A 19,570-nucleotide genomic window follows, 5' to 3' on the forward strand; every position below is an offset into this window, starting at 1 on the left:
CGGCCCCACGATTCGTCGCCACAGGCGGCTTGGTCTATAATCGGGGATTGCTTGCGCAAGCGCAATACGCCCTTGTTCTTCGCGCGTATGCCCCCAATTCGGATAGACCCCACTCATAGAGAAGCCTCATTATGACCACTACCAAACACGCCCGCGTTTTGATCCTCGGCTCCGGCCCCGCCGGCTACAGCGCCGCCGTCTACGCCGCGCGCGCCAACCTGAACCCGATGCTGGTGACCGGCGTGGAACAAGGCGGCCAGCTGATGACCACCACCGACGTGGAAAACTGGCCCGGCGATCCCATGGGCGTGCAAGGCCCGGACCTGATGCAGCGCTTGCTGCAGCACGCCGAGCGCTTCAATACGGAAATCGTGTTTGACCACATCCACACCACGTTCCTGAACGAAAAACCGATCCGCCTGAAGGGCGACAGCCACGAATACACGTGCGACACCCTGATCATCGCCACGGGCGCGTCCGCGCAATACCTGGGCCTGCCATCGGAAGCGGAATTCATGGGCAAGGGCGTATCCGCCTGCGCCACCTGCGATGGTTTCTTCTACCGCAACCAGGAAGTGGCCGTCGTCGGCGGCGGCAATACGGCCGTGGAAGAAGCGCTGTACCTGTCGAACATCGCCAATAAAGTCACCCTGATCCACCGCCGCGACAAGTTCCGCGCGGAAGCGATTCTGATCGACCGCCTGAACGCCAAGGTTGCCGAAGGCAAGATCGTGTTGAAATATAACCACACTCTGGACGAAGTGACGGGCAACGAAGGCGGCGTCACGGGCCTGAACATCAAGTCGACCATCGATGGCAAGGTCGAAGCATTGAGCGTGCACGGCGTGTTCATCGCCATCGGCCACAAGCCGAACACGGGCATCTTCGAAGGCCAGCTGGAAATGCACAACGGCTACATCAAGACGAAAACGGGCCTGGAAGGCATGGCCACCGCCACCAGCGCGCCGGGCGTGTTTGCCGCCGGCGACGTGCAGGACCACATCTACCGCCAGGCCATCACCAGCGCCGGCACGGGTTGCATGGCAGCACTGGACGCCCAGCGCTACCTGGAAGGCCAGGAGTAAGCGTCGCATGGCGTCGATGAAAGACTTTGCCGACCTGAAAGCGGTCAGCAAGCAGCTCAAGGAACAGGCGGACGCGCGCGCCCAGGCTGAAGCGGAGCGCGCCAGGCAAGTCCAGGTGCAGGCCGTGGAAAGCAACCTGTTCAAGGCCAGCATCGGCGGCGTCAAGCGCCTGCCTGAGTCGGACCGCTACGTGCCCAGCCTGCCGAAGGCGGGCGCGGCAAGCGCCCAGCAGCCTGCGCGCAAGCTGACGCCGGCAGAGGACGACGCGGCCGTGCTGCGCGAGTCGCTGTCGGACTTGTTCGAGGTCGACCATTACCTGGAAAACGATCCCGCCCTGAACTACGCCCGCCCCGGCGTGGGACCGGACGTGGTCAAGAAGATGCGCAAGGGCCACTGGCCCATCCAGGATGAGCTGGACTTGCACGGCTTGCGCCGCGACGAGGCACGCGATGGCATCGGCGCCTTCCTGAACCAGGCGGCGCGGCGCAAGCTGCGCTGCGTGCGCGTGATCCACGGCAAGGGTTTCGGCTCGAAAGGCCAGGAACCGGTCTTGAAATCGATGGTGCACAGCTGGCTCGTGCAAAAGGATGAAGTCATCGCCTTTTGCCAGGCACGCCGCTCCGAAGGGGGCGATGGCGCCCTCGTCGTGCTGCTCTCGGCAGCCTTGCAGCCCGTCCGCTAGGCTTGACAGCAAGCAATTACCATTCAGTCACCAGTTCCACACCGCACACGGCCCCGTTTGTCACCATTCGGGGCCGTGTCATGTTAACCTGTGACAATTATTTCCTGCTCAAGCGCTCCACCCATGATGCCACCCCAATTGCCGCCTGGCTCGCTGATCAAGATCATTGAGGTCATCGCCATCCTGGTGGGCGCGTTTTCCGGTTTCATCGAAGCGCGCCGCAAGCGCATGGACCTGGTCGGCGTGTTCGTCGTGGCCTTCATCACGGCATTCGGCGGCGGCACCCTGCGCGACATCCTGCTCGACAAGCGGCCCCTGTTCTGGGTCTCGCACCAGGAATACGCGATTCTCATCTTCGTGCTGGCCCTGACGGCCGCGCCCCTGATCCAGCATTTGCGCCAGATCGTCTCGGAACGCCTGATCGTCGTGGCCGACGCCATCGGCCTGGGCATGTTCGCCATCGCGGGGGTGGCTGAAGCGATGCGTGCCGGCATGCCGATCTTTATTGCCTCGATGATGGGGGTGATTACGGGGATTTTCGGCGGCGTGATGCGCGACATCGTCTGCAACGAAGTGCCGATGGTGTTTCGTGACGGCAAACCCTACGCCATCTGCGCGTTTTTCGGCTGCTGGGCTTATTTGCTGCAGATGCATTTCGGCGCCGAGCACGACTTCGCGCTGTGGACCAGCGCCAGCGGCATCACGATCTTGCGCCTGATTTGCTGGAAATTTGACATGCGACTGGGGCGCTGAAAGTCAGCGGCCCCAGCTGAAACACTTACACCGCGTCGGGACCTGTCTCGCCCGTGCGGATGCGGATGACCTGCTCCACGTCGCGCACGAAGATCTTGCCATCGCCGATCTTGCCCGTACGGGCAGCCTTGATGATGGCGTCGACCACCAGTTCCGACACGCTGTCGTCCACCACCACCTCGACTTTGACTTTCGGCAAGAAGTCGACCACGTACTCGGCACCACGGTACAGCTCGGTATGACCCTTCTGGCGGCCAAAGCCCTTCACTTCCGTCACGGTCAAGCCCGTCACGTTCACATCGGCCAGGGCCTCGCGTACTTCGTCGAGCTTGAATGGTTTGATGATGGCGGTAATCTGTTTCATGGCTACTCCTTAAAATTGTTGGATTGTGGACAGATGGCTGCTTATTCGTAAAACTTCGACGTGATGGGGTAACGCCAGTCGCGGCCAAAGCCACGGTGCGTGACGCGGATGCCCACCGGCGACTGGCGCCGCTTGTATTCATTGATCTTGATCAGGCGCGTGATTTTCGCCACGTCGGCCGGCGGGTAGCCAGCCTCGATAATGTCGGCGATCGGCCGGTTTTCTTCCATGTACAGCTGCATGATGCCGTCGAGCACGTCATACGGCGGCAAGGAATCCTGGTCCAGCTGGTCGGCGCGCAATTCGGCCGACGGTCCCCGCGTCAAGATGCGCTCGGGTATCACCTCGGACACCCCGTTGCGGTACGCGCACAGGCGGTACACGAGGGTCTTGGCGATATCCTTGATGACGGCAAAACCGCCTGCCATGTCGCCATACAGGGTGCAATAGCCGACGGCCATCTCGCTCTTGTTGCCCGTCGTCAGCACGATGCTGCCATGCTTGTTCGACAGGGCCATCAGCAAGGTGCCGCGGATGCGGGCCTGGATGTTTTCTTCCGTCGCGTCTTCCGCCAACCCCGCGAACTCGCCGGCCAGGGTGGCGCGGAAAGCGTCGAAGGTTTGCTTGATCGGAATTTCATCGTAGCGCACATTGAGGCGTTTTACCATGTCGCGCGAGTCGATCCACGAGATATCGGCCGTAAATTGCGACGGCATCATGACGGCGCGCACCTTGTCGGCGCCCAGCGCATCGACGGCGATGGCCAAGGTCAGGGCGGAATCGACGCCGCCCGACATGCCGATCAGCACGCCGGGGAAGCCATTCTTGCCGATGTAGTCGCGCACGCCCAGCACCAGCGCCTGGTACACCTGCGCTTCCGTCGTCAGCGGCGCAGCCAGCGCCTGCGGCACGGGCGTGGCGCCGTCGAAATCGACCAGTTGCAAGTCTTCCTCGAAATGGCGCAGCTGGGCGCAGATCGTGCCGGCCGCATCCATGACAAACGAGTCGCCATCGAAGATCAGCTCATCCTGGCCACCCACCAGGTTGGCGTACACGAGGGCCATGCCTTGCGCGCTGACGTTCTGGCGCATGGTTTCATAGCGCAAATGCTGCTTGTTCATGTGGTAGGGCGAGCCGTTGGGCACCAGCAGCACTTGCGCACCAGCGGCGCGGGCGCGCATGGGCGCATGCTCGAACCACGTGTCTTCGCAGATATTGATGCCGAAACGCACGCCCTTCACGCCAAACACGAACGCCTGGTCGGACGAGGTAAAGTAACGTTTTTCATCGAACACGGTCGTGTTCGGCAAATCGTGCTTGCGGTAGGTGCCCAGCACTTCGCCGTTCAGCAGCACGGAGGCGGCATTGTGGCGCACGCCCTTTTCATCCTGCAGGGGCAAGCCCACCACCACGTGCAAATCCTTGAACTGGGCAAGATCGGCGGCCAGCCCCGCAAACGCTTCCTGCGTTTTTGCGTAGAATGCATTGCGCAGCAGCAGGTCCTCGGGTGGATAGCCGACCAGCGACAGTTCCGGCGTGAGCACGATATCGGCGCCCGCTTCAAAGGCGCGGCGGGAAAGGTCGAAGATCTTGGCACGGTTGCCGGCCAGATCGCCGACCGTACTATTCATTTGAGCAATTGCGACTTTGACTGTCATGATGGTGGAAATTTCGTTTTATTAATTTTATTAAACAAGAACAAGACAGGGGCGCGCAGGCCGGTGGTGGCGCCCCGAGAGTGATGAATGCACACTACAACAATGAATTATCGCACGGCTATCGTCTCGACCCTGGCTGAAATTGGCGAAGCGGCCTGGTCTGAACTGCTGGCAAGCCAGGCGGAGGCCAATCCCTTCCTTTCCTACGCCTTTCTGCACGCGTTGCACGAGTCCGGCTGCGCCAGCGCCGACACGGGCTGGCAGCCGAATTACCTGGCACTGTGGCAAGGCGAGACCCTGGCCGCCGCCCTGCCCCTGTACCTGAAGCAGCACTCGTATGGCGAATACGTGTTCGACTGGGCCTGGGCCGATGCCTATCAGCAGCATGGCCTTGAATATTACCCGAAACTGTTGTCCGCGATACCATTTACGCCCGTCAGCGGCACGCGCTTGCTGGCCCGCGATGGCCAGGCGCGCGCCGCCCTGCTGGCCTTCCTGCAGGCGCAGCAGCAAGCGGCCGAGGTGTCGTCCTGCCACATCCTGTTTCCGCCGGAAAGCGAGGCGCACCAGCTGGCGGAAGCCGGCTATTTGATGCGTAGTGGCGTACAGTTTCACTGGCTCAATCCCGGCTACACGGATTTCGAACAATTCCTGGCCACTCTGGAACACAAGAAGCGCAAGAATATCCGCGCCGAGCGGCGCAAGGTGCAGGAAGCGGGCGTCGTCATGCGCCAGGTGCGCGGGGTGGAAGCGACGGATGCCGACTGGAAGCTGTTCCACCGCTGCTACAGCAATACCTATGCGGAACACCGGTCCTCGCCCTATCTATCGCTGGACTTCTTCCGCCGCATCGGCGCCACCATGCCGCAGAACATTTTACTGGTGATCGCCGAGCGCGAAGGCCGGGCCATTGCCGCCTCGCTCGTGATCCACACGGGCGACACCCTGTATGGCCGCTACTGGGGCGCGCTCGAACACGTGCCCTGCCTGCATTTCGAAACGGCGTATTACCAGCCGCTGGAATTTTGCATCGCCAACGGCATCGCCACGTTCGAAGGGGGCGCGCAAGGCGAGCACAAGATGGCGCGGGGCTTCCTGCCGCAAAAGACCTGGTCCGCCCACTGGCTGGCGCACCCGGCCTTTGCCGACGCCGTGCAGCGCTTCCTCGAACGGGAACGGGGCGGCATCGATGCCTACCTCGATGAATTGAACGAGCACAGCCCGTTTCGCGCCGCAACGGCGCCCTGAAAGCAAAAGCGCTCCCGGCCGGCTGGCGGGGAGCGCTCGCGGACACGCAGGCGGGATCAGGCGGCCGAGCGGCCGGAATGGCTGCCGAAGGCGCCGTCCTTTTTCAGCTTGTACGCGCGCCACGCCAAAGTCAGCAGCAAGATACCCGTCAGCAAGGCATACACGCCGATCATCCACACGAGGGCAAACGTGCCGGCCGCAGGGAAGACGAGGATCAGGATGCCGAACAGGATGGAAATGACGGCATTGAGCACCAGCAGCCATTCACCATGGATGACCTTGCGCAGACGGACCGCCAGCACGATATCGAACACGCCCGACACGAGGGCATTGACGCCGATCATGACGATCAAGGCAAACGTCGTCAGCAGCGGGTAGACGATGGTCAGGATACCGACGGCCAGGCCGCAGATGCCCAGCAGCAGCAAGGCCCACCAGTCGCCGCCATGCTTGCGGTTGCTGAACGCGCCGACGACGGACACGCCGCCGCCGAGCAGCGCATACGCGGCAAACACCATCAGCAGCGACAACACCGTCACGCCGGGCCAGGCCAGGGTGATCGCGCCAAACGCAAGCGCCGCCAGGCCACGCAGGGCCAGCACCCACCAGGAACGCATCAATAAATGCTCAGAATACATATCACCTCCCCTCAATTATTGCGAAATTGAATTTTTGACAACAAATTGGGCGCACTCAAACAGCTTCAGCCATCGGAAGCCTGATGTTGTCGGCAAAAAAAAACGCCTCCGGCCATCATAGCAGGGGGCGTTTTTTACTCGCACACGGCAGGAAACGGGCGGCAAGCCGCCGTGTTCCGCGCGGGGATTACTTAGGAAGCGGCTTTCTCGGCATCTGCCTTGTAGGCAGCGACGCCGCCGAGGATTTCTTCCTTGGCGACTTCAGGACCGTACCAGCCGTCGATCTTGACCCATTTGCCTTTTTCCAGATCTTTGTAGTGCTCGAAGAAATGCTGGATCTGGCGCAGGCGCAGTTCGTTCAAGTCTTCCGGCTTTTGCCAGTGGCTGTAGATCGACAGGACCTTGTCGACTGGCACGGCCAGCACTTTCGCGTCTTCGCCCGACTCGTCGGTCATTTTCAGCACGCCGATAGGACGGCAGCGCACGACCACGCCAGGGATCAGGGGGAACGGGGTGATGACCAGCACGTCGACCGGGTCGCCATCGGGCGACAGGGTGTTCGGCACGTAGCCGTAGTTGCACGGGTAATGCATGGCGGTACCCATGAAGCGATCGACGAAAATCGCGCCGCTTTCCTTGTCGACTTCGTACTTGATCGGATCGGCGTTCATCGGGATTTCGATGACGACGTTGAAATCGTTCGGCAGATCGCGGCCGGAAGAGACGTTATTCAAACTCATGGGGTTCCTCATTAGCGGATTGTGTTTTAACCGCGCAATTATAGCGAAGTACAGGCAGCTTGTGCGATGCAGCAGCGGCCCGCCGGCGTTTTGCGCATCACGTCAGCAACAGTGGCGCGCATGGCCCGCCGGCGCACGCAGCCGGCCATCGAGAGAATAAACAAATCATCGGCAATAATAAGTATAAACACCTAAGCAATACTACCGATACCTCAAATTAATGCTGACGGAATATCTGCTTATTTTCATTTGAATATCGCAATACCCGAAACATGGTTATTATAATTGTCATTGTATTTTTTGCAGCAACTTATAACAACAGTTTTATTCTCATTCATTCCGCGGCGCCCCTGCATTATTGCGCGTCCACTCCGATCTCTGCCCTCCAGGCGGCCTTCCAGCCCCGAGACACCCTTATCCAGCATAATATTTGCGCTTATTTGAAGCATTTATTTGATTCAAATGGCGTGCCTGCAAAAAAATGGCACGACCGGAAGATAATCATCAATTCTGATAAACTGTCACATTCTGGTGATTCCAAACTTTGTATATTCTGCAATCGACGCCTTCCCTGAATTCAATATAGTGCCACCCAGGCGCTACCGATAAATCCTTGCAAAAAGGAATATGATGATTCCCTCTTTCCGGCCCGGTCCTTTATTAAAGGGCACCGGCGTTATTTTCATTCTGCTTGGCCTCGCCCTGCTGGGCGGCGGCATCTGGCTGGCCAGTCTTGGCGGCTCCTGGTACTACTTGCTGGCCGGCATCGGCATGCTCGTGGCCGGCGTATTGGTGTTCCAGGGTAAGCGCAGCGCGCAACCGTTCATGGCGCTGCTGCTGTTCGCCACCCTGATCTGGTCCCTCATTGAAGTGAAATTCGACTGGTGGCAACTGCTGCCGCGCCTCGACATCTGGTTTGCCGCCGCCGTCTGGCTGCTGCTGCCCTTCGTCAGCCGCCGCCTGGCGCCACCCGCCGCAGCGAAACAGCCGTCGGCCGGCAAGACGGCCCTGTCCGCCGCGGTGGCCCTGACCGTCATCGCCGGCGTCATCGCCCTGTTCCAGGACTACCATGATCTGCATGGCGACGTGCCGGCCGAGAACATGGCCGCCACGGCCACCGGCGACCTGGCGCCCGGCGTCGAGCACAACGACTGGTCCGCGTATGGCCGCTCCGGCTATGGCGACCGCTACGCGCCTGCCGCGCAGATCACGCCCGCCAATATTTCCGGCCTGAAAGAGGCCTGGACCTACCACACGGGCGACTTCAAGGGCCCCAACGACCCGGGCGAAATCGCCAACGAAGTCACGCCGCTGAAGGTCAACGACATGCTGTACCTGTGCACGCCGCACAATATCGTCATCGCCCTGAACCCGGACACGGGCAAGGAGCTCTGGCGCCACGATCCGAAGATCAACCGCGATGCGGCCAGCTACCAGCACATGATCTGCCGCGGTGTCGCCTACTGGGACGTCAACGCGGGCCGCGCGAAGAACAACCCTGCCCCCGAAGCCGCCAGCATGGAATGCCCGCGCCGCATCCTGGCACCCACCATGGATGGCACCATGATCGCCGTCAACGCCGATACGGGCGAGTCGTGCAAGAGCTTTGGCAACAACGGCGTCGTCAACCTGTATAAAAACATGGCCATGATCAAGCGCGGTTTCCTGATGCCCACCTCGCCGCCGGCCGTGGCCCAAAACGTGGCCGTGATCGCCGCCAGCGTGACGGACAACCACTCGACGGAAGAGCCATCGGGCGTGATCCGCGGCTACGATCCCGTCACGGGCAAGTTGCTGTGGAACTGGGACCCGGCCACGCCGGAAGATACGCAGCCCTTCCCTGAAGGCAAGAACTACACCAACAACTCGCCCAATTCGTGGGGCGTGGCCAGCATCGATGAAAAGCTGGGCATGGTCTACATTCCGATGGGCAATGAGACCCCCGATACCTGGGGCGGCAACCGTAACAAGAATGGCGAGAAATTCAACAGCGCCATCGTCGCGCTGGACCTGGCGACGGGCAAGGTACGCTGGGTCTACCAGACCGTGCACCACGATATCTGGGACATGGACATCGGCGGCCAGCCCAGCCTGGTCGACATCGACACGCCAAAAGGCAAAGTGCCGTCCGTGGTGGCCACGACAAAACGGGGCGACATCTACGTGATCGACCGCCGCGACGGCAGCCTGGTGGTGCCGGCGCCGGAAAAACCCGTGCCAACGAGCAATCCTGCCGCCGGCGACACCCTGTCGCCCACGCAGCCGTTCTCGGCCCTCACCTTCCTGCCAGAGCGCAATATCAGCGAAGCGGACATGTGGGGCACGACGCCGTTCGACCAGCTCGCCTGCCGCATCATCTTCAAGGAACGCCGCTATGAAGGCCCGTTCACGCCGCAAACGGCGGGCAAGGGCGCCGTCATCTCGCCGGGCCCGCTGGGCATCTTCGAATGGGGCGGCGCAGCCATCGACCCCGTGCGCCAGTTGTTGATCGTCAACCCTGACTACATGGGCTTCCTGGAAAAACTCGTGCCGCGCGCGGAAACGACGGCCAAGGGCGGCACGGGCGGCGAAATGGGCTTGCAGCCGCAGACGGGCGTCCCGTTCGCCGTGGAAATCAAGGCATTCTTGTCGCCGCTGGGCTTCCCATGCCAGGCACCGCCGTGGGGCTATGTGGCCGCCGTCGACCTGCGCACCATGAAAAAAGTGTGGATGCACAAGAACGGCACCACGCGCGACAGCGGTCCCGTGCCGATCCCCTTGCCACTGGGCGTGCCGAGCCTGGGCGGCATGGTCACCACGGGCGGCGGCGTGACCTTCCTCAGCAGCACGCTCGACTACTACATCCGCGGCTACGACGTCAGCAACGGCAAGGTGATCTGGAAAGCCCGCTTGCCGGCAGGCGGCCAGGCTACACCGATGAGCTATGTGTCGAACAAGTCGGGACGCCAGTTCGTCGTCGTCATGGCCGGCGGCCACGGTTCGCTGGGCACGAAGATGAGCGACACCCTGATCGCGTATGCCTTGCCTGAAGGTACTGCCGCAGCGAAGAAGTAAGCCAGAAGAAGTAAAGCAGCGCACGCCGCCATGGCGTGCGCATAAAAAAAGCCGTTCAGTCTGCACTGAACGGCTTTTTTACGTCTGGCGAATTGGCTGACGAAACGGCTTACAGGATGGTGGCCAGTGCGCACTGCCGGTAATGGGCGGCGGCTTGTTCCGTCTGCTGCAAGGCATCGTGCATCTGCGCCAGCTTCAGGTGGGCGTCGCGCACCATTTGCGGCTCGTTCGCGTCGGACAGCGCCTGCTCCAGGTGGCGCTGGGCCTTGCCCCACAGTTTTTGCTTGAGGCACAGGGTGCCCAGGGTCAGCGCCAGTTCCGCGTCCAGCGGACGCTGCTTCATCCATTGCTCGCAATGTTCGATCTGCAGCAGCAGGGCCGGCGTGCCGGCTGGCGCCGCCGCTTCGCGGTAGGCGCGCACGACGCGCTCGTCCCAGTCGGCGGCCAGCGACTCTTCGCACACGAGGCGCGCTTCGTCGTGCAGGCCGCGCGCATTCAGGGCCGTGGCGGCGCGGCAGGCGATATACGGCTTGACCCTGTCCGCGCTCGGCACGGTGGACCAGACGCGCATCAGCGATTCGGCGTCATGCGACGGGTCGGACAGCAAATGGTCGTAGGCCAGCTCGCGCAGGCGCGACGACAGGGCCGGATGCAGGGCGCGGTGCTTGTCCAGCGAACGCACGAGGCGCAGCACTTCGGGCCAGTTCTTCGCCTGCTGCTCGGCCTTGAGCGACCATTGCAGCGCGTGGATGTGGCGCGTGCCGCTGGCGTTGAGTTCGCGCACGGCGGCCAGCGCCGCTTCCGGCTGGTGGTCGTCGACCAGCAATTCCGTCACCGTCATCAAACGGGCCGTCTTCAGGCTGGCGTCGTCCTCGACGCGGGCCAGCCAGCTGTCGCGGCGTTCGGACTGGCGCATGCGGTGCGCGGCGCGCGCGCCGATCAGCGCGGCCAGGCCCGCATTTTCTTCCAGTTCGGCGGCGCGCAAGGCGGCTTTTTCCGCATGGCCGAAACGCCCTTCGAACAGGGCTTTCAAGGCTTCGCGCAAGCCCTTGTTGCCATCGCGCTCACGCTTGCGCCGGCGGTAGGCCGCCACTTGCGCCGGCATGCGCACGGTGGCGCGCACGGCGCGCACCAGCAGGTACAGCAGCACGAACAGCACGACCTGCAGCAACAGGAAGAAGTTCAGCGACAAGTCGATGCGGTATGGCGGATAGAACAGCACCACGTTGCCGGGGTTGAAACGGGCCGTCACGGCGATACCGATCGCCGCGGCCATCAGGGCGAGTAACCAGAGAAATAGACGCATGGGCTCAGGACTTCGCTTTGTAGTTGCGCACAGCCGTCAGGCTGTCGGACAAGGTTGGCATTTCGATGGCCAGGTTGCTGGCCTGCACCTGGCGCAGCAGCGCTTGCGCCGTCTGCGTGCTCTTGGCGCGCGTATCGAAATACTTGGCCAGCGCATCCTGGGCAGCGATCAAGTCGTTGCGGAACGCCGTTTCATTGCGCGACAACAAGGCCATGCGGGCATTGAGCAGGCGCAGCTTGACGTTTTCGCGCAAGAAATACGACTGCGTCGGCGACAGCATCAGCGCTTCCGGCGTATCGACGCGGCGGATGCGGATCAGCTGACGCACATCGCTCCACATGTCGCCGCTCCAGGTATTGAAGCCGTCGCGTACTCTTTGCAGCAGCGGTTCCGGCTCCGGCGGTCCCACCAGCTTGCCGCTAGCATCGCGCGCCGGCTTGGCCTTGGCCTTGCCCGGTTTTTCCGGCGTGGCCGGCAAGGCCGGCGTTTCGTCGGACAGCATCGGCAGCGAGTCGATCTGGGCGATCACGGCGTCGAGGCGCAGGGCCACGCCCGTCGAATCGACGCTGGGCAGGGCTTTCAGTTTTTCCATGTCGCGGCCGATGGCGCGGCGGATGGTGATGAATTGCGGCTTGTCGGAACGCGACAGGCTGCGGTCCGCGTTTTGCAGGGCGATCAGCGCGCCGGGCACGTTGCCGGCCAGTTGCAGCTGCTGGCTGGCCGTCGACAGCACTTGCTCGATTTCCGTCAGCGCCCACTCGTCGCGGTTCTTCGACAGGTCGTTATACAGTTGCTCAAGCGCCAGCTGCTGGCTTTGCGTTTCGCTCTGGCGGTTTTCCAGCGCGCCCACCTTGATTTGCAGCTCTTTCGTGCCTTCTTGCACGTTGCGCGCCAGCACGCCCGTTTCGGCATTGCTGACATCGCCTTTTTGCAGGCGCTTGGCCACTTCTTCGCGCAGGTTGCGGATCTGCTTGCTGGTCGACCAGCTTTGCGCAGCCAGCAGCACGGCCAGCACGATGACGGCAATGCTCATGGGCTTTTGCAGCTGTTCGAGCAGGGTCGGCGCACGGCCAGCGGGTTGGTCGGCCGCCTGCGGCGCCGTCTTCACGGCGCTGCCAGGCGTTGCATTCGGTTCGGAGAGTGTAGGCATTTCGTTCATGGTCGTGATTGTAACGCGGCGAGCACTCCTGCGTCGCCTGATCCTGTCAGGGTGACACGGGCAAAACCCAGGGCCGCCGCCGTTTGTGCAATGCGGGCGTGCGGCACGATCAGATGCTGCTGTTGCATTTTCGCAACAGCTATCTTTTTGCCATCCAATTCCTCGAGCAGCGCCAGCAAGCCGCGCAGCGCTTCCGAGCTGGTGATGATCCAGTTGTTATTATGCTGCAACAGGTTTTCCAGGGTCGCCCGCAAGGCGGGGGTCAGCCTCGGCACCTTGCGCCGATAGGCGGTGACGAACTCGACACTGGCACCGGCCGCGCGCAAGCCGTCGGCCAGGTAGTCGCGTCCGCCATCGCCGCGCACGATCAGCACGCGCTTGCCGTGCAGGGCCGGCAAGTCCAGCGCCAATAACAGGTGTTCGGAATCGCTGCGCGCCGTGTCCAGCGGACTCGTGATGGCTGCATTCGCGTCCGTGACGCCGTGGGCGGCCAGCGCCAGACGGCTGCCCTCGCCCACCACGGCCAGCGGCAAACCGGCCGGCCAGGCGGACAAGTGGGCAAAGACGCAGTCGATGGCGTTGGGCGAGACGAACGCCACCAGGTCATAGTCGCGCAGGCGGGCCAGCACGGCTTGCAGCTGCGCGCACTCATCTGCGCCGTCAAGCGCGTGGATTTCCAGCAGCGGCAGCAGGGTCACGGGCCAGCCCAGCGCCGCGATCCGGGCCGCCAGCGGCCCCGCTTGCGCTGCGGGCCGCGTGATCACCACGGTGTCAGGCATGCGGCGCCAGGCCTTCATGGTTGTCAGGCGTCACGGCGCACGAGGCGAGGATGCCGGCGGCATCTTGCCCGCGCAGCAGTTCGGCCACCTGTTCGCCCAGCAGTTCCGGCGCATCGGCAGCACCGCTGACATCGGCGCTGGCCATGCGCGCGCCGTCCGGCGTGGCGACCATGGCGCGCAAGCGCATCTGTTCGCCGTCGACGGTGGCGAACGCGGCCAGGGGAATCTGGCAGCTGCCGCCGAAGATCTTCGACACCTTGCGCTCGGCCGTGACGGCTTGCGCCGTGGCCGTATGGTTCAGCGGCGCCAGCAGGCGCGCCAGGTCGGCGCCGTCGGCGCGCGCGCCGCGGATCTCGATCGCCATGGCGCCCTGGCCGGCGGCCGGCAGGCTGTCTTCCGGCGCCAGCACGGCGCGGATGCGCGACGCCAGGCCCAGGCGTTTCAGGCCGGCGGCAGCCAGGATGATGGCGGCGTAGTCGCCACGGTCCAGCTTGCCCAAGCGCGTATCGAGGTTGCCGCGCAGGGGCAGAATCGTCAGGTGCGGATAGCGCGCGGCGATCAGCGACTGGCGGCGCAGGCTGCTGGTGCCCACGACGGCGCCGTGCGGCAGCTCGGCCAGGCTGGCGTAATCGTTGGACACGAACGCGTCGCGCGGGTCTTCGCGCTCGAGGATGGCGGCCAGGCTGTAGCCTTCCGGCAACTCCATCGGCACGTCTTTCAGCGAATGCACGGCCAGGTCGGCGCGGCCTTCTTCCATCGCCACTTCCAGCTCCTTGACGAACAGGCCCTTGCCGCCTACCTTGGACAGGGCGCGGTCGAGAATCTGGTCGCCGCGTGTGGTCATGCCGAGAATTTCAACGCTACACTGCGGATACAGGGCGGCCAGGCGGGCACGCACGTGTTCAGCTTGCCACATGGCAAGGCGGCTCTCGCGCGTGGCGATCACCAGGCGGGCAGGAATATGCAATTCGTTCGGGGTCAATTCGGATGCTTTCAAAACAAGTTCTTTCGCTGTGGCTGTCGTTGTCATTATCGTTGCCATTTCGCCCGTCTGATATCAATTTTGTATCGGGTGGCGCCTGGCATCGCTATAATCGTTATCGCTTAGCCTAGAAGGCCAAGTCAGGCTAGCGTCCATGTTGAAGACCACAAATTTTATCATGCGCCCCCTCCCCTCTGCGGCCAAACGCCCGGTGCGATCCTCATTCCCTTGCTTTTACACTTACTTTGGTTCTTTATTATGCTCAATGACGCAGTAGCACCAGAAATAGTTCCAGCGGCCGGCTCCGACAAGGACGCCCCACTGAAAGAAGACATCCGCCTGCTGGGCCGCCTGCTGGGCGACGTGCTGCGCGAACAGGAAGGCGACGCCGTCTTCAATGTGGTGGAAACCATACGCCAGACTTCCGTGCGCTTCCGCCGCGAAGCGGACGCGGGCGCCGCGCTGGAACTCGACGCCATGCTCAAGGAGCTGAGCCGCGAACAGACGATTTCCGTCGTGCGCGCCTTTTCCTACTTTTCGCACCTGGCCAACATCGCGGAAGACCAGCACCACATCCGCCGCCGCCGCGCCCACCTGCTGGCCGGTTCGCCCGCGCAAAAGGGCAGCGTCAGCTTCGCGCTGAAAAAACTGCGCCTGGCCGGCGTGCCCCGCAAGACGGTCGACACCTTCTTCCAGGACGCGCTGATCGCTCCCGTGCTGACGGCCCACCCGACGGAAGTGCAGCGCAAGAGCATCCTCGACGCCGAACACGACATCGCCCGCCTGCTGGCCGAGCGCGACCTGCCGCAGACGCCGAAGGAACGGCAAGCCAATATGCAGCTGCTGCGCTCGCGCGTGGCCACCCTGTGGCAGACGCGCATGCTGCGCTATTCGAAGCTGACGGTGGCCGACGAGATCGAAAACGCCCTGTCCTATTACCGCATCACCTTCTTGCGCGAACTGCCGGGCCTGTATGACGATATCGAGGACGACATCGCCGCCGAATACCCGAACGGCGACGGCACCATCGAACCGATCAATGCCGCCTACGTGCAGATGGGCAGCTGGATCGGCGGCGACCGCGACGGCAATCCCAACGTCAACGCGGGCACCATGCAGCATGCGCTGGCGCGCCACGCCACCACCATCCTCGACTTTTACCTCGACGAAGTGCACACCCTGGGCGCGGAACTGTCCGTCTCCACCCTGATGGTGGGCGTGAGCGCCGAACTGCAGGCGCTGGCCGACCAGTCGCCGGACGCTTCGCCCCACCGCAGCGACGAACCGTACCGCCGCGCCCTGATCGGCATCTATGCGCGCCTGGCCGCCACCGCGCGCGCCCTGGGCGCCACCAACATCCTGCGCAAGGAAGTGGGCGCGGCGGCCGCCTATCCTGACGCGGCCGCGTTCGTGGCCGACCTGCGCACCATCGTCGCCTCGCTCGAATCGCACCACGGCGCTGCCCTCGTGCGTCCCCGCCTGGCCACACTGGCGCGCGCGGCCGACATCTTCGGCTTCCACCTGGCCTCGCTCGACATGCGCCAGACCTCCGACGTGCACGAGCGCGTGCTGGCCGACCTGTTCGCCAAAAGCGGCGTGGCCGCCGACTACACGGCCCTGTCCGAAGCGGACAAGGAAGCGCTGCTGCTGAGCGAACTGGCCCAGCCCCGCCTGCTGTATTCGCCCTACATCAGCTACGCCACGGAAACGGATTCCGAACTGGCCATCCTGCGCGCGGCGCGCGACATCCGCCGGCGCTACGGCGCGCGGGCCATCCGCAACTACATCATCTCGCACACGGAAACCGTGTCCGACCTGCTGGAAGTGCTGCTGCTGCAAAAGGAAACGGGCTTGCTGCGCACGGACTGGCAGACTGGCGACAGCCGCTGCGAGCTGATGGTCATCCCCCTGTTCGAAACGATACCGGACCTGCAGCGCGCGGCCGGCATCATGAGCCAGCTCATGGCCTTGCCGCTGGTCCAGCAATTGATCGCCAAGCAGGGACAGCTGCAGGAAGTCATGCTCGGCTATTCCGACTCGAACAAGGATGGCGGCTTCCTCACGTCGAACTGGGAACTGTACAAGGCGGAACTGGCGCTGGTCGCCGACTTCCAGAAGGCGGGCGTCAAGCTGCGCCTGTTCCATGGCCGCGGCGGCACCGTGGGCCGCGGCGGCGGCCCCAGCTACGAAGCCATCCTGGCCCAGCCGCCGGGCACCGTCAACGGCCAGATCCGCCTGACGGAACAGGGCGAGATCATCGCCTCCAAGTTTTCCAATGCGGAAATCGGCCGGCGCAACCTGGAATTGCTGGTCGCGGCCACCCTGGAAGCGAGCCTGGCGCCGCAAGCGGCCAGCCCGGCCCATGCCAGCGAGCTGGCGCAGTTCGAAGCCGTGATGGCGCAGCTGTCGGACCTGGCCTACCACGCTTACCGCCACCTCGTGTACGAGACGCCGGGCTTTACGGAGTATTTCTTCTCGGCCACGCCGATCGCGGAAATCGCCGAGCTGAATCTGGGTTCGCGCCCCGCTTCGCGCAAGGCCAACCAGCGCATCGAAGACTTGCGCGCCATTCCCTGGGGCTTTTCCTGGGGCCAGTGCCGCTTGCTGCTGCCGGGCTGGTTCGGCTTCGGCAGCGCCATCGAGGCCTGGATCAACGAGGCGGAAGGCGGCGCGAAAGATGAAAAGATCGCCACCCTGCGCGCCATGTACGCGCGCTGGCCGTTCTTTGCCACCCTGCTGTCGAACATGGACATGGTGCTGGCCAAGACGGACCTGGCCATTGCCTCGCGCTACGCGGAACTGGTGGCGGACCAGGGCTTGCGCGAACGCATCTACAAGCGCATCACTGACGAGCACGGCAACACCTTGCGCTGCCTGGAACTGATCACCGGCAATACGGAGCGCCTGGCGGGCAATCCGCTGCTGGCCCGCTCGATCCAGAACCGCTTTGCCTATCTCGACCCGCTGAACCACTTGCAGGTGGAATTGATCAAGCGCAACCGCGCCCTGTCGGCGGAAAGCCGGATCGACGAGCGCGTGCACCGCGGCATCCAGCTGTCGATCAACGGCGTGGCAGCGGGCCTGCGCAACACGGGCTGATCGCGCCGGCCGCCATCGGCAGGCAGGGGCCGGCACCGCAAGGGCCGGCCTTTTTGCTTTCCTGTTGGAAAAATATTCTCAAGAAAACAACATCTGGTATTACACTAGCGTCGGATACTTCCCCACTCCGGCCCCCTGCGCACCGCAGCGGCCAACCATGACGCCAGGGACGCGGATGAGCAAATGGTCAATTGAAACGCTGAGCGCGGCATGCGCCGCCCTCGTCCTGATCATGCTGGGCTGGCTGGCGGGCGTGGCCTGGTCGGAGCTCGGTTTCTGGGAGCACGCCGGGCTGGCCCTGCTGTTGCTGGCCGCCGCCAGCACGGCCCTGTGGCTGATGCACAAGCTGCGCACCCACCTGGCCAGCACGCGCCAGCAGCTCGACGCCAGCGCCATGCGCTACCGCGACCTGGCCGAGACGGCCCAGGACGGCATGTGGCAGACGGATGCGCAAGGCACGATCTTGCAGATCAACCAGCGCCTGTGCGACATGCTGGGCCTCCCGCCGGAAGCCTTGCTGGGCCACTCGATGGATGAATTCCACGACGAAGCCACCTTGCAGCGCCTGTGTCCGCTACGCCGCGCCGCCGAGCAAAGCTGCATGGGCGAACTGCATTTCCAGCACAGCGACGGCACGGACCGCTGGGCCATGCTCAGCGGGCGGCGCCTGCACGACCGCCAGGGGCGCCTGACGGGCGCGCTCGTGCTGATCAGCGACATCACCGAACACAAGCGAGCCGAACACGCATTGAGCCTGGCCCATGCGGAGCTGGAAAACCGCGTAGCCCTGCGCACGGCCCAGCTGCTCGACCTGAATATCCAGCTGTCCGCGGAAATCGCCATGCGCGCGCAAACGGAAGCGGCGCTGGCGCGCAGCGAAGAGCGGCTGCAGGACATCATTTCCATGATGCCCCTGTCGCTGTTCCTCAAGGATGCCGATTCGCGCGTCGTGCTGATGAACCAGGCTTGCGAACAGCAATGGGGCGTCCGCCAGCAAGACATCGCCGAAGGACGCGACGTCCAGCATTTTCCCGAGGAACAGACCAAAGACTTCCAGGCGGCGGACCAGGAAGCGTTTGCCAGCCGCCAGGTGGTGATCCGCGAAGAACTGGTATGGAACGCGCAGCTGCAGGAAAATCGCCTGCTGCAGACGCACAAGAAACCCGTGTTCGACGCGGACGGCCAGCCGCAGATGATCATCGCCATGGCCATCGACATCACCGACAGCAAGCGCAACGAGGAAAACCTGGAACGCACCCTGGCCCAGCTGCGCGAACTGACCGACCACCAGCAGACCATCAAGGAAGAGGAAAGGCGCCGCATCGCGCTCGACATCCACGACGACCTGGGCCAGAACCTGATGGTGCTGCGCATCGACGTGTCGCTGCTGCATGCGCGCACGGCCCGCACCCACCCGCGCCTGCACCGCCACGCGCAGCGCGTGCTCGACACCATCGACACCACCATCCGTTCCGTGCGCACCATCATCAACGACTTGCACCCGAGCACCCTGGAACTGGGACTGGGCCCGGCGGCCGAATGGCTGATACGCCAGATGGAGAACCGCGGTCCCATCCGCTACCGCCTCACGCTCGACAGCGAGGCGCCCGACCTGGGCCTGGACCAGCGCCAGACGTCGGCCATCTTCCGCGTCCTGCAGGAATCGCTGTCGAACATCGTGCGCCACGCCCAGGCCAGCGAAGTGGAAGTGGCGCTGGCGCAGGATGCGGACGCCATCGTGCTGCGCATCAGCGACAACGGCATCGGCATGCAGCCGGGCGACCACGGCAAGCGGGCCGCCTTCGGCCTGAAAAGCATACGCGAACGAGTCCACGCACTGGGCGGCGAGCTGCGCATCGACAGCCAGGCGGGCCGGGGCACGGCACTGGCCATCTATCTGCCGCAGCAGGCTGCCGCGCTGGCCGACAATGATGAAATACAAAAATTAGTAAAAACAGTAGCAAATTAAGTATGCATTTTCAGCATAAAAAAGTATAGTGGGTTTTTTCTTTGAGGAAACTAA

Annotated in this window: 15 protein-coding genes; 7 read left to right on the top strand and 8 right to left on the bottom strand. The window is 63.4% G+C overall.

Annotated features, from left to right (window positions below; translation table 11 throughout):
* Positions 1-131: 131 nt before the first annotated feature.
* The 3 genes from trxB to VPH41_RS18060 all read left to right on the top strand — a co-directional run bounded on the left by trxB (position 132) and on the right by VPH41_RS18060 (position 2,520).
* Entirely contained in the window at positions 132-1,085 is a 954-nt protein-coding gene (gene trxB, locus VPH41_RS18050) for a thioredoxin-disulfide reductase (protein ID WP_034786153.1), read from the top strand.
* 7 nt (positions 1,086-1,092) lie between these two features.
* The gene (locus VPH41_RS18055) at positions 1,093-1,767 is read left to right on the top strand and encodes a Smr/MutS family protein (protein ID WP_328571010.1); all 675 of its coding nucleotides are present in this window, start codon (positions 1,093-1,095) and stop codon (positions 1,765-1,767) included.
* A gap of 123 nt (positions 1,768-1,890) precedes the next feature.
* The gene (locus VPH41_RS18060; protein ID WP_071324539.1) at positions 1,891-2,520 is read left to right on the top strand and encodes a trimeric intracellular cation channel family protein; all 630 of its coding nucleotides are present in this window, start codon (positions 1,891-1,893) and stop codon (positions 2,518-2,520) included.
* A gap of 25 nt (positions 2,521-2,545) precedes the next feature.
* On the opposite strand, the gene VPH41_RS18065 is transcribed toward VPH41_RS18060, so the two are convergent.
* Together VPH41_RS18065 and VPH41_RS18070 are read right to left on the bottom strand one after the other, a co-directional pair.
* Positions 2,546-2,884 (bottom strand): P-II family nitrogen regulator, encoded by a 339-nt coding sequence (locus VPH41_RS18065; protein WP_034758685.1) that lies wholly within the window; start codon positions 2,882-2,884, stop codon positions 2,546-2,548.
* A gap of 41 nt (positions 2,885-2,925) precedes the next feature.
* Positions 2,926-4,542 (bottom strand): NAD+ synthase, encoded by a 1,617-nt coding sequence (locus VPH41_RS18070; protein WP_328571011.1) that lies wholly within the window; start codon positions 4,540-4,542, stop codon positions 2,926-2,928.
* A gap of 102 nt (positions 4,543-4,644) precedes the next feature.
* On the opposite strand from VPH41_RS18070, the gene VPH41_RS18075 reads away from it, so the two are divergent.
* Complete coding sequence (locus VPH41_RS18075; RefSeq protein WP_328571241.1) at positions 4,645-5,790, top strand: GNAT family N-acetyltransferase; 1,146 nt, start codon at positions 4,645-4,647, stop codon at positions 5,788-5,790.
* A 56-nt stretch (positions 5,791-5,846) separates the two neighbouring features.
* On the opposite strand, the gene VPH41_RS18080 is transcribed toward VPH41_RS18075, so the two are convergent.
* Positions 5,847-6,407 carry an HdeD family acid-resistance protein gene (locus VPH41_RS18080; RefSeq protein ID WP_328571012.1) on the bottom strand — a complete coding sequence of 187 codons (561 nt, stop codon included), beginning with the start codon at positions 6,405-6,407 and terminating at the stop codon, positions 5,847-5,849.
* A 212-nt stretch (positions 6,408-6,619) separates the two neighbouring features.
* Entirely contained in the window at positions 6,620-7,168 is a 549-nt protein-coding gene (gene ppa / locus VPH41_RS18085; protein WP_071324543.1) for an inorganic diphosphatase, read from the bottom strand.
* 627 nt (positions 7,169-7,795) lie between these two features.
* Here ppa and VPH41_RS18090 point away from each other — a divergent pair.
* Positions 7,796-10,222 carry a membrane-bound PQQ-dependent dehydrogenase, glucose/quinate/shikimate family gene (locus VPH41_RS18090; protein WP_328571013.1) on the top strand — a complete coding sequence of 809 codons (2,427 nt, stop codon included), beginning with the start codon at positions 7,796-7,798 and terminating at the stop codon, positions 10,220-10,222.
* Positions 10,223-10,331: 109 nt separating this feature from the next.
* Here the strand turns inward: VPH41_RS18090 and VPH41_RS18095 are convergent, their stop codons facing one another.
* Genes VPH41_RS18095 through hemC form a run of 4 tightly spaced genes read right to left on the bottom strand, consistent with a single transcriptional unit; the run spans position 10,332 to position 14,463 of the window.
* On the bottom strand, positions 10,332-11,528 hold the full coding sequence (locus VPH41_RS18095) for a heme biosynthesis protein HemY (RefSeq protein ID WP_328571014.1): 1,197 nt from the start codon (positions 11,526-11,528) through the stop codon (positions 10,332-10,334).
* Positions 11,529-11,532: 4 nt separating this feature from the next.
* Positions 11,533-12,687, bottom strand: coding sequence for a uroporphyrinogen-III C-methyltransferase (locus VPH41_RS18100; RefSeq protein ID WP_328571015.1), 1,155 nt, complete (start codon positions 12,685-12,687; stop codon positions 11,533-11,535).
* Positions 12,684-13,466 (bottom strand): uroporphyrinogen-III synthase, encoded by a 783-nt coding sequence (locus VPH41_RS18105; RefSeq protein ID WP_328571016.1) that lies wholly within the window; start codon positions 13,464-13,466, stop codon positions 12,684-12,686. The genes VPH41_RS18100 and VPH41_RS18105 overlap by 4 nt, the downstream gene beginning before the upstream one ends.
* Positions 13,459-14,463 carry a hydroxymethylbilane synthase gene (hemC, locus tag VPH41_RS18110; RefSeq protein ID WP_328571017.1) on the bottom strand — a complete coding sequence of 335 codons (1,005 nt, stop codon included), beginning with the start codon at positions 14,461-14,463 and terminating at the stop codon, positions 13,459-13,461. The genes VPH41_RS18105 and hemC overlap by 8 nt, the downstream gene beginning before the upstream one ends.
* 243 nt (positions 14,464-14,706) lie before the next feature.
* Here hemC and ppc point away from each other — a divergent pair, with 243 nt between their 5' ends.
* Both ppc and VPH41_RS18120 read left to right on the top strand, forming a co-directional pair.
* Positions 14,707-17,547: a phosphoenolpyruvate carboxylase gene (ppc, locus tag VPH41_RS18115; RefSeq protein ID WP_328571018.1), complete on the top strand. Its 2,841-nt coding sequence runs from the start codon at positions 14,707-14,709 to the stop codon at positions 17,545-17,547.
* A gap of 175 nt (positions 17,548-17,722) precedes the next feature.
* Entirely contained in the window at positions 17,723-19,516 is a 1,794-nt protein-coding gene (locus tag VPH41_RS18120) for a PAS domain-containing sensor histidine kinase (protein WP_328571019.1), read from the top strand.
* Positions 19,517-19,570 lie beyond the last annotated feature (54 nt).

It is taken from the genome of Janthinobacterium sp. P210006, assembly GCF_036231885.1.
Lineage (GTDB): Bacteria > Pseudomonadota > Gammaproteobacteria > Burkholderiales > Burkholderiaceae_D > Janthinobacterium > Janthinobacterium violaceinigrum.

Bases quoted from the DNA above. Each gene is read 5' to 3' on its own strand.
- trxB (WP_034786153.1), top strand. From the start codon at position 132: ATGACCACTACCAAACACGCCCGCGTTTTGATCCTCGGCTCCGGCCCC.
- VPH41_RS18055 (WP_328571010.1), top strand. From the start codon at position 1,093: ATGGCGTCGATGAAAGACTTTGCCGACCTGAAAGCGGTCAGCAAGCAG.
- VPH41_RS18060 (WP_071324539.1), top strand. From the start codon at position 1,891: ATGATGCCACCCCAATTGCCGCCTGGCTCGCTGATCAAGATCATTGAG.
- VPH41_RS18065 (WP_034758685.1), bottom strand. From the start codon at position 2,884: ATGAAACAGATTACCGCCATCATCAAACCATTCAAGCTCGACGAAGTA.
- VPH41_RS18070 (WP_328571011.1), bottom strand. From the start codon at position 4,542: ATGACAGTCAAAGTCGCAATTGCTCAAATGAATAGTACGGTCGGCGAT.
- VPH41_RS18075 (WP_328571241.1), top strand. From the start codon at position 4,645: ATGAATTATCGCACGGCTATCGTCTCGACCCTGGCTGAAATTGGCGAA.
- VPH41_RS18080 (WP_328571012.1), bottom strand. From the start codon at position 6,407: ATGCGTTCCTGGTGGGTGCTGGCCCTGCGTGGCCTGGCGGCGCTTGCG.
- ppa (WP_071324543.1), bottom strand. From the start codon at position 7,168: ATGAGTTTGAATAACGTCTCTTCCGGCCGCGATCTGCCGAACGATTTC.
- VPH41_RS18090 (WP_328571013.1), top strand. From the start codon at position 7,796: ATGATGATTCCCTCTTTCCGGCCCGGTCCTTTATTAAAGGGCACCGGC.
- VPH41_RS18095 (WP_328571014.1), bottom strand. From the start codon at position 11,528: ATGCGTCTATTTCTCTGGTTACTCGCCCTGATGGCCGCGGCGATCGGT.
- VPH41_RS18100 (WP_328571015.1), bottom strand. From the start codon at position 12,687: ATGAACGAAATGCCTACACTCTCCGAACCGAATGCAACGCCTGGCAGC.
- VPH41_RS18105 (WP_328571016.1), bottom strand. From the start codon at position 13,466: ATGCCTGACACCGTGGTGATCACGCGGCCCGCAGCGCAAGCGGGGCCG.
- ppc (WP_328571018.1), top strand. From the start codon at position 14,707: ATGCTCAATGACGCAGTAGCACCAGAAATAGTTCCAGCGGCCGGCTCC.
- VPH41_RS18120 (WP_328571019.1), top strand. From the start codon at position 17,723: ATGAGCAAATGGTCAATTGAAACGCTGAGCGCGGCATGCGCCGCCCTC.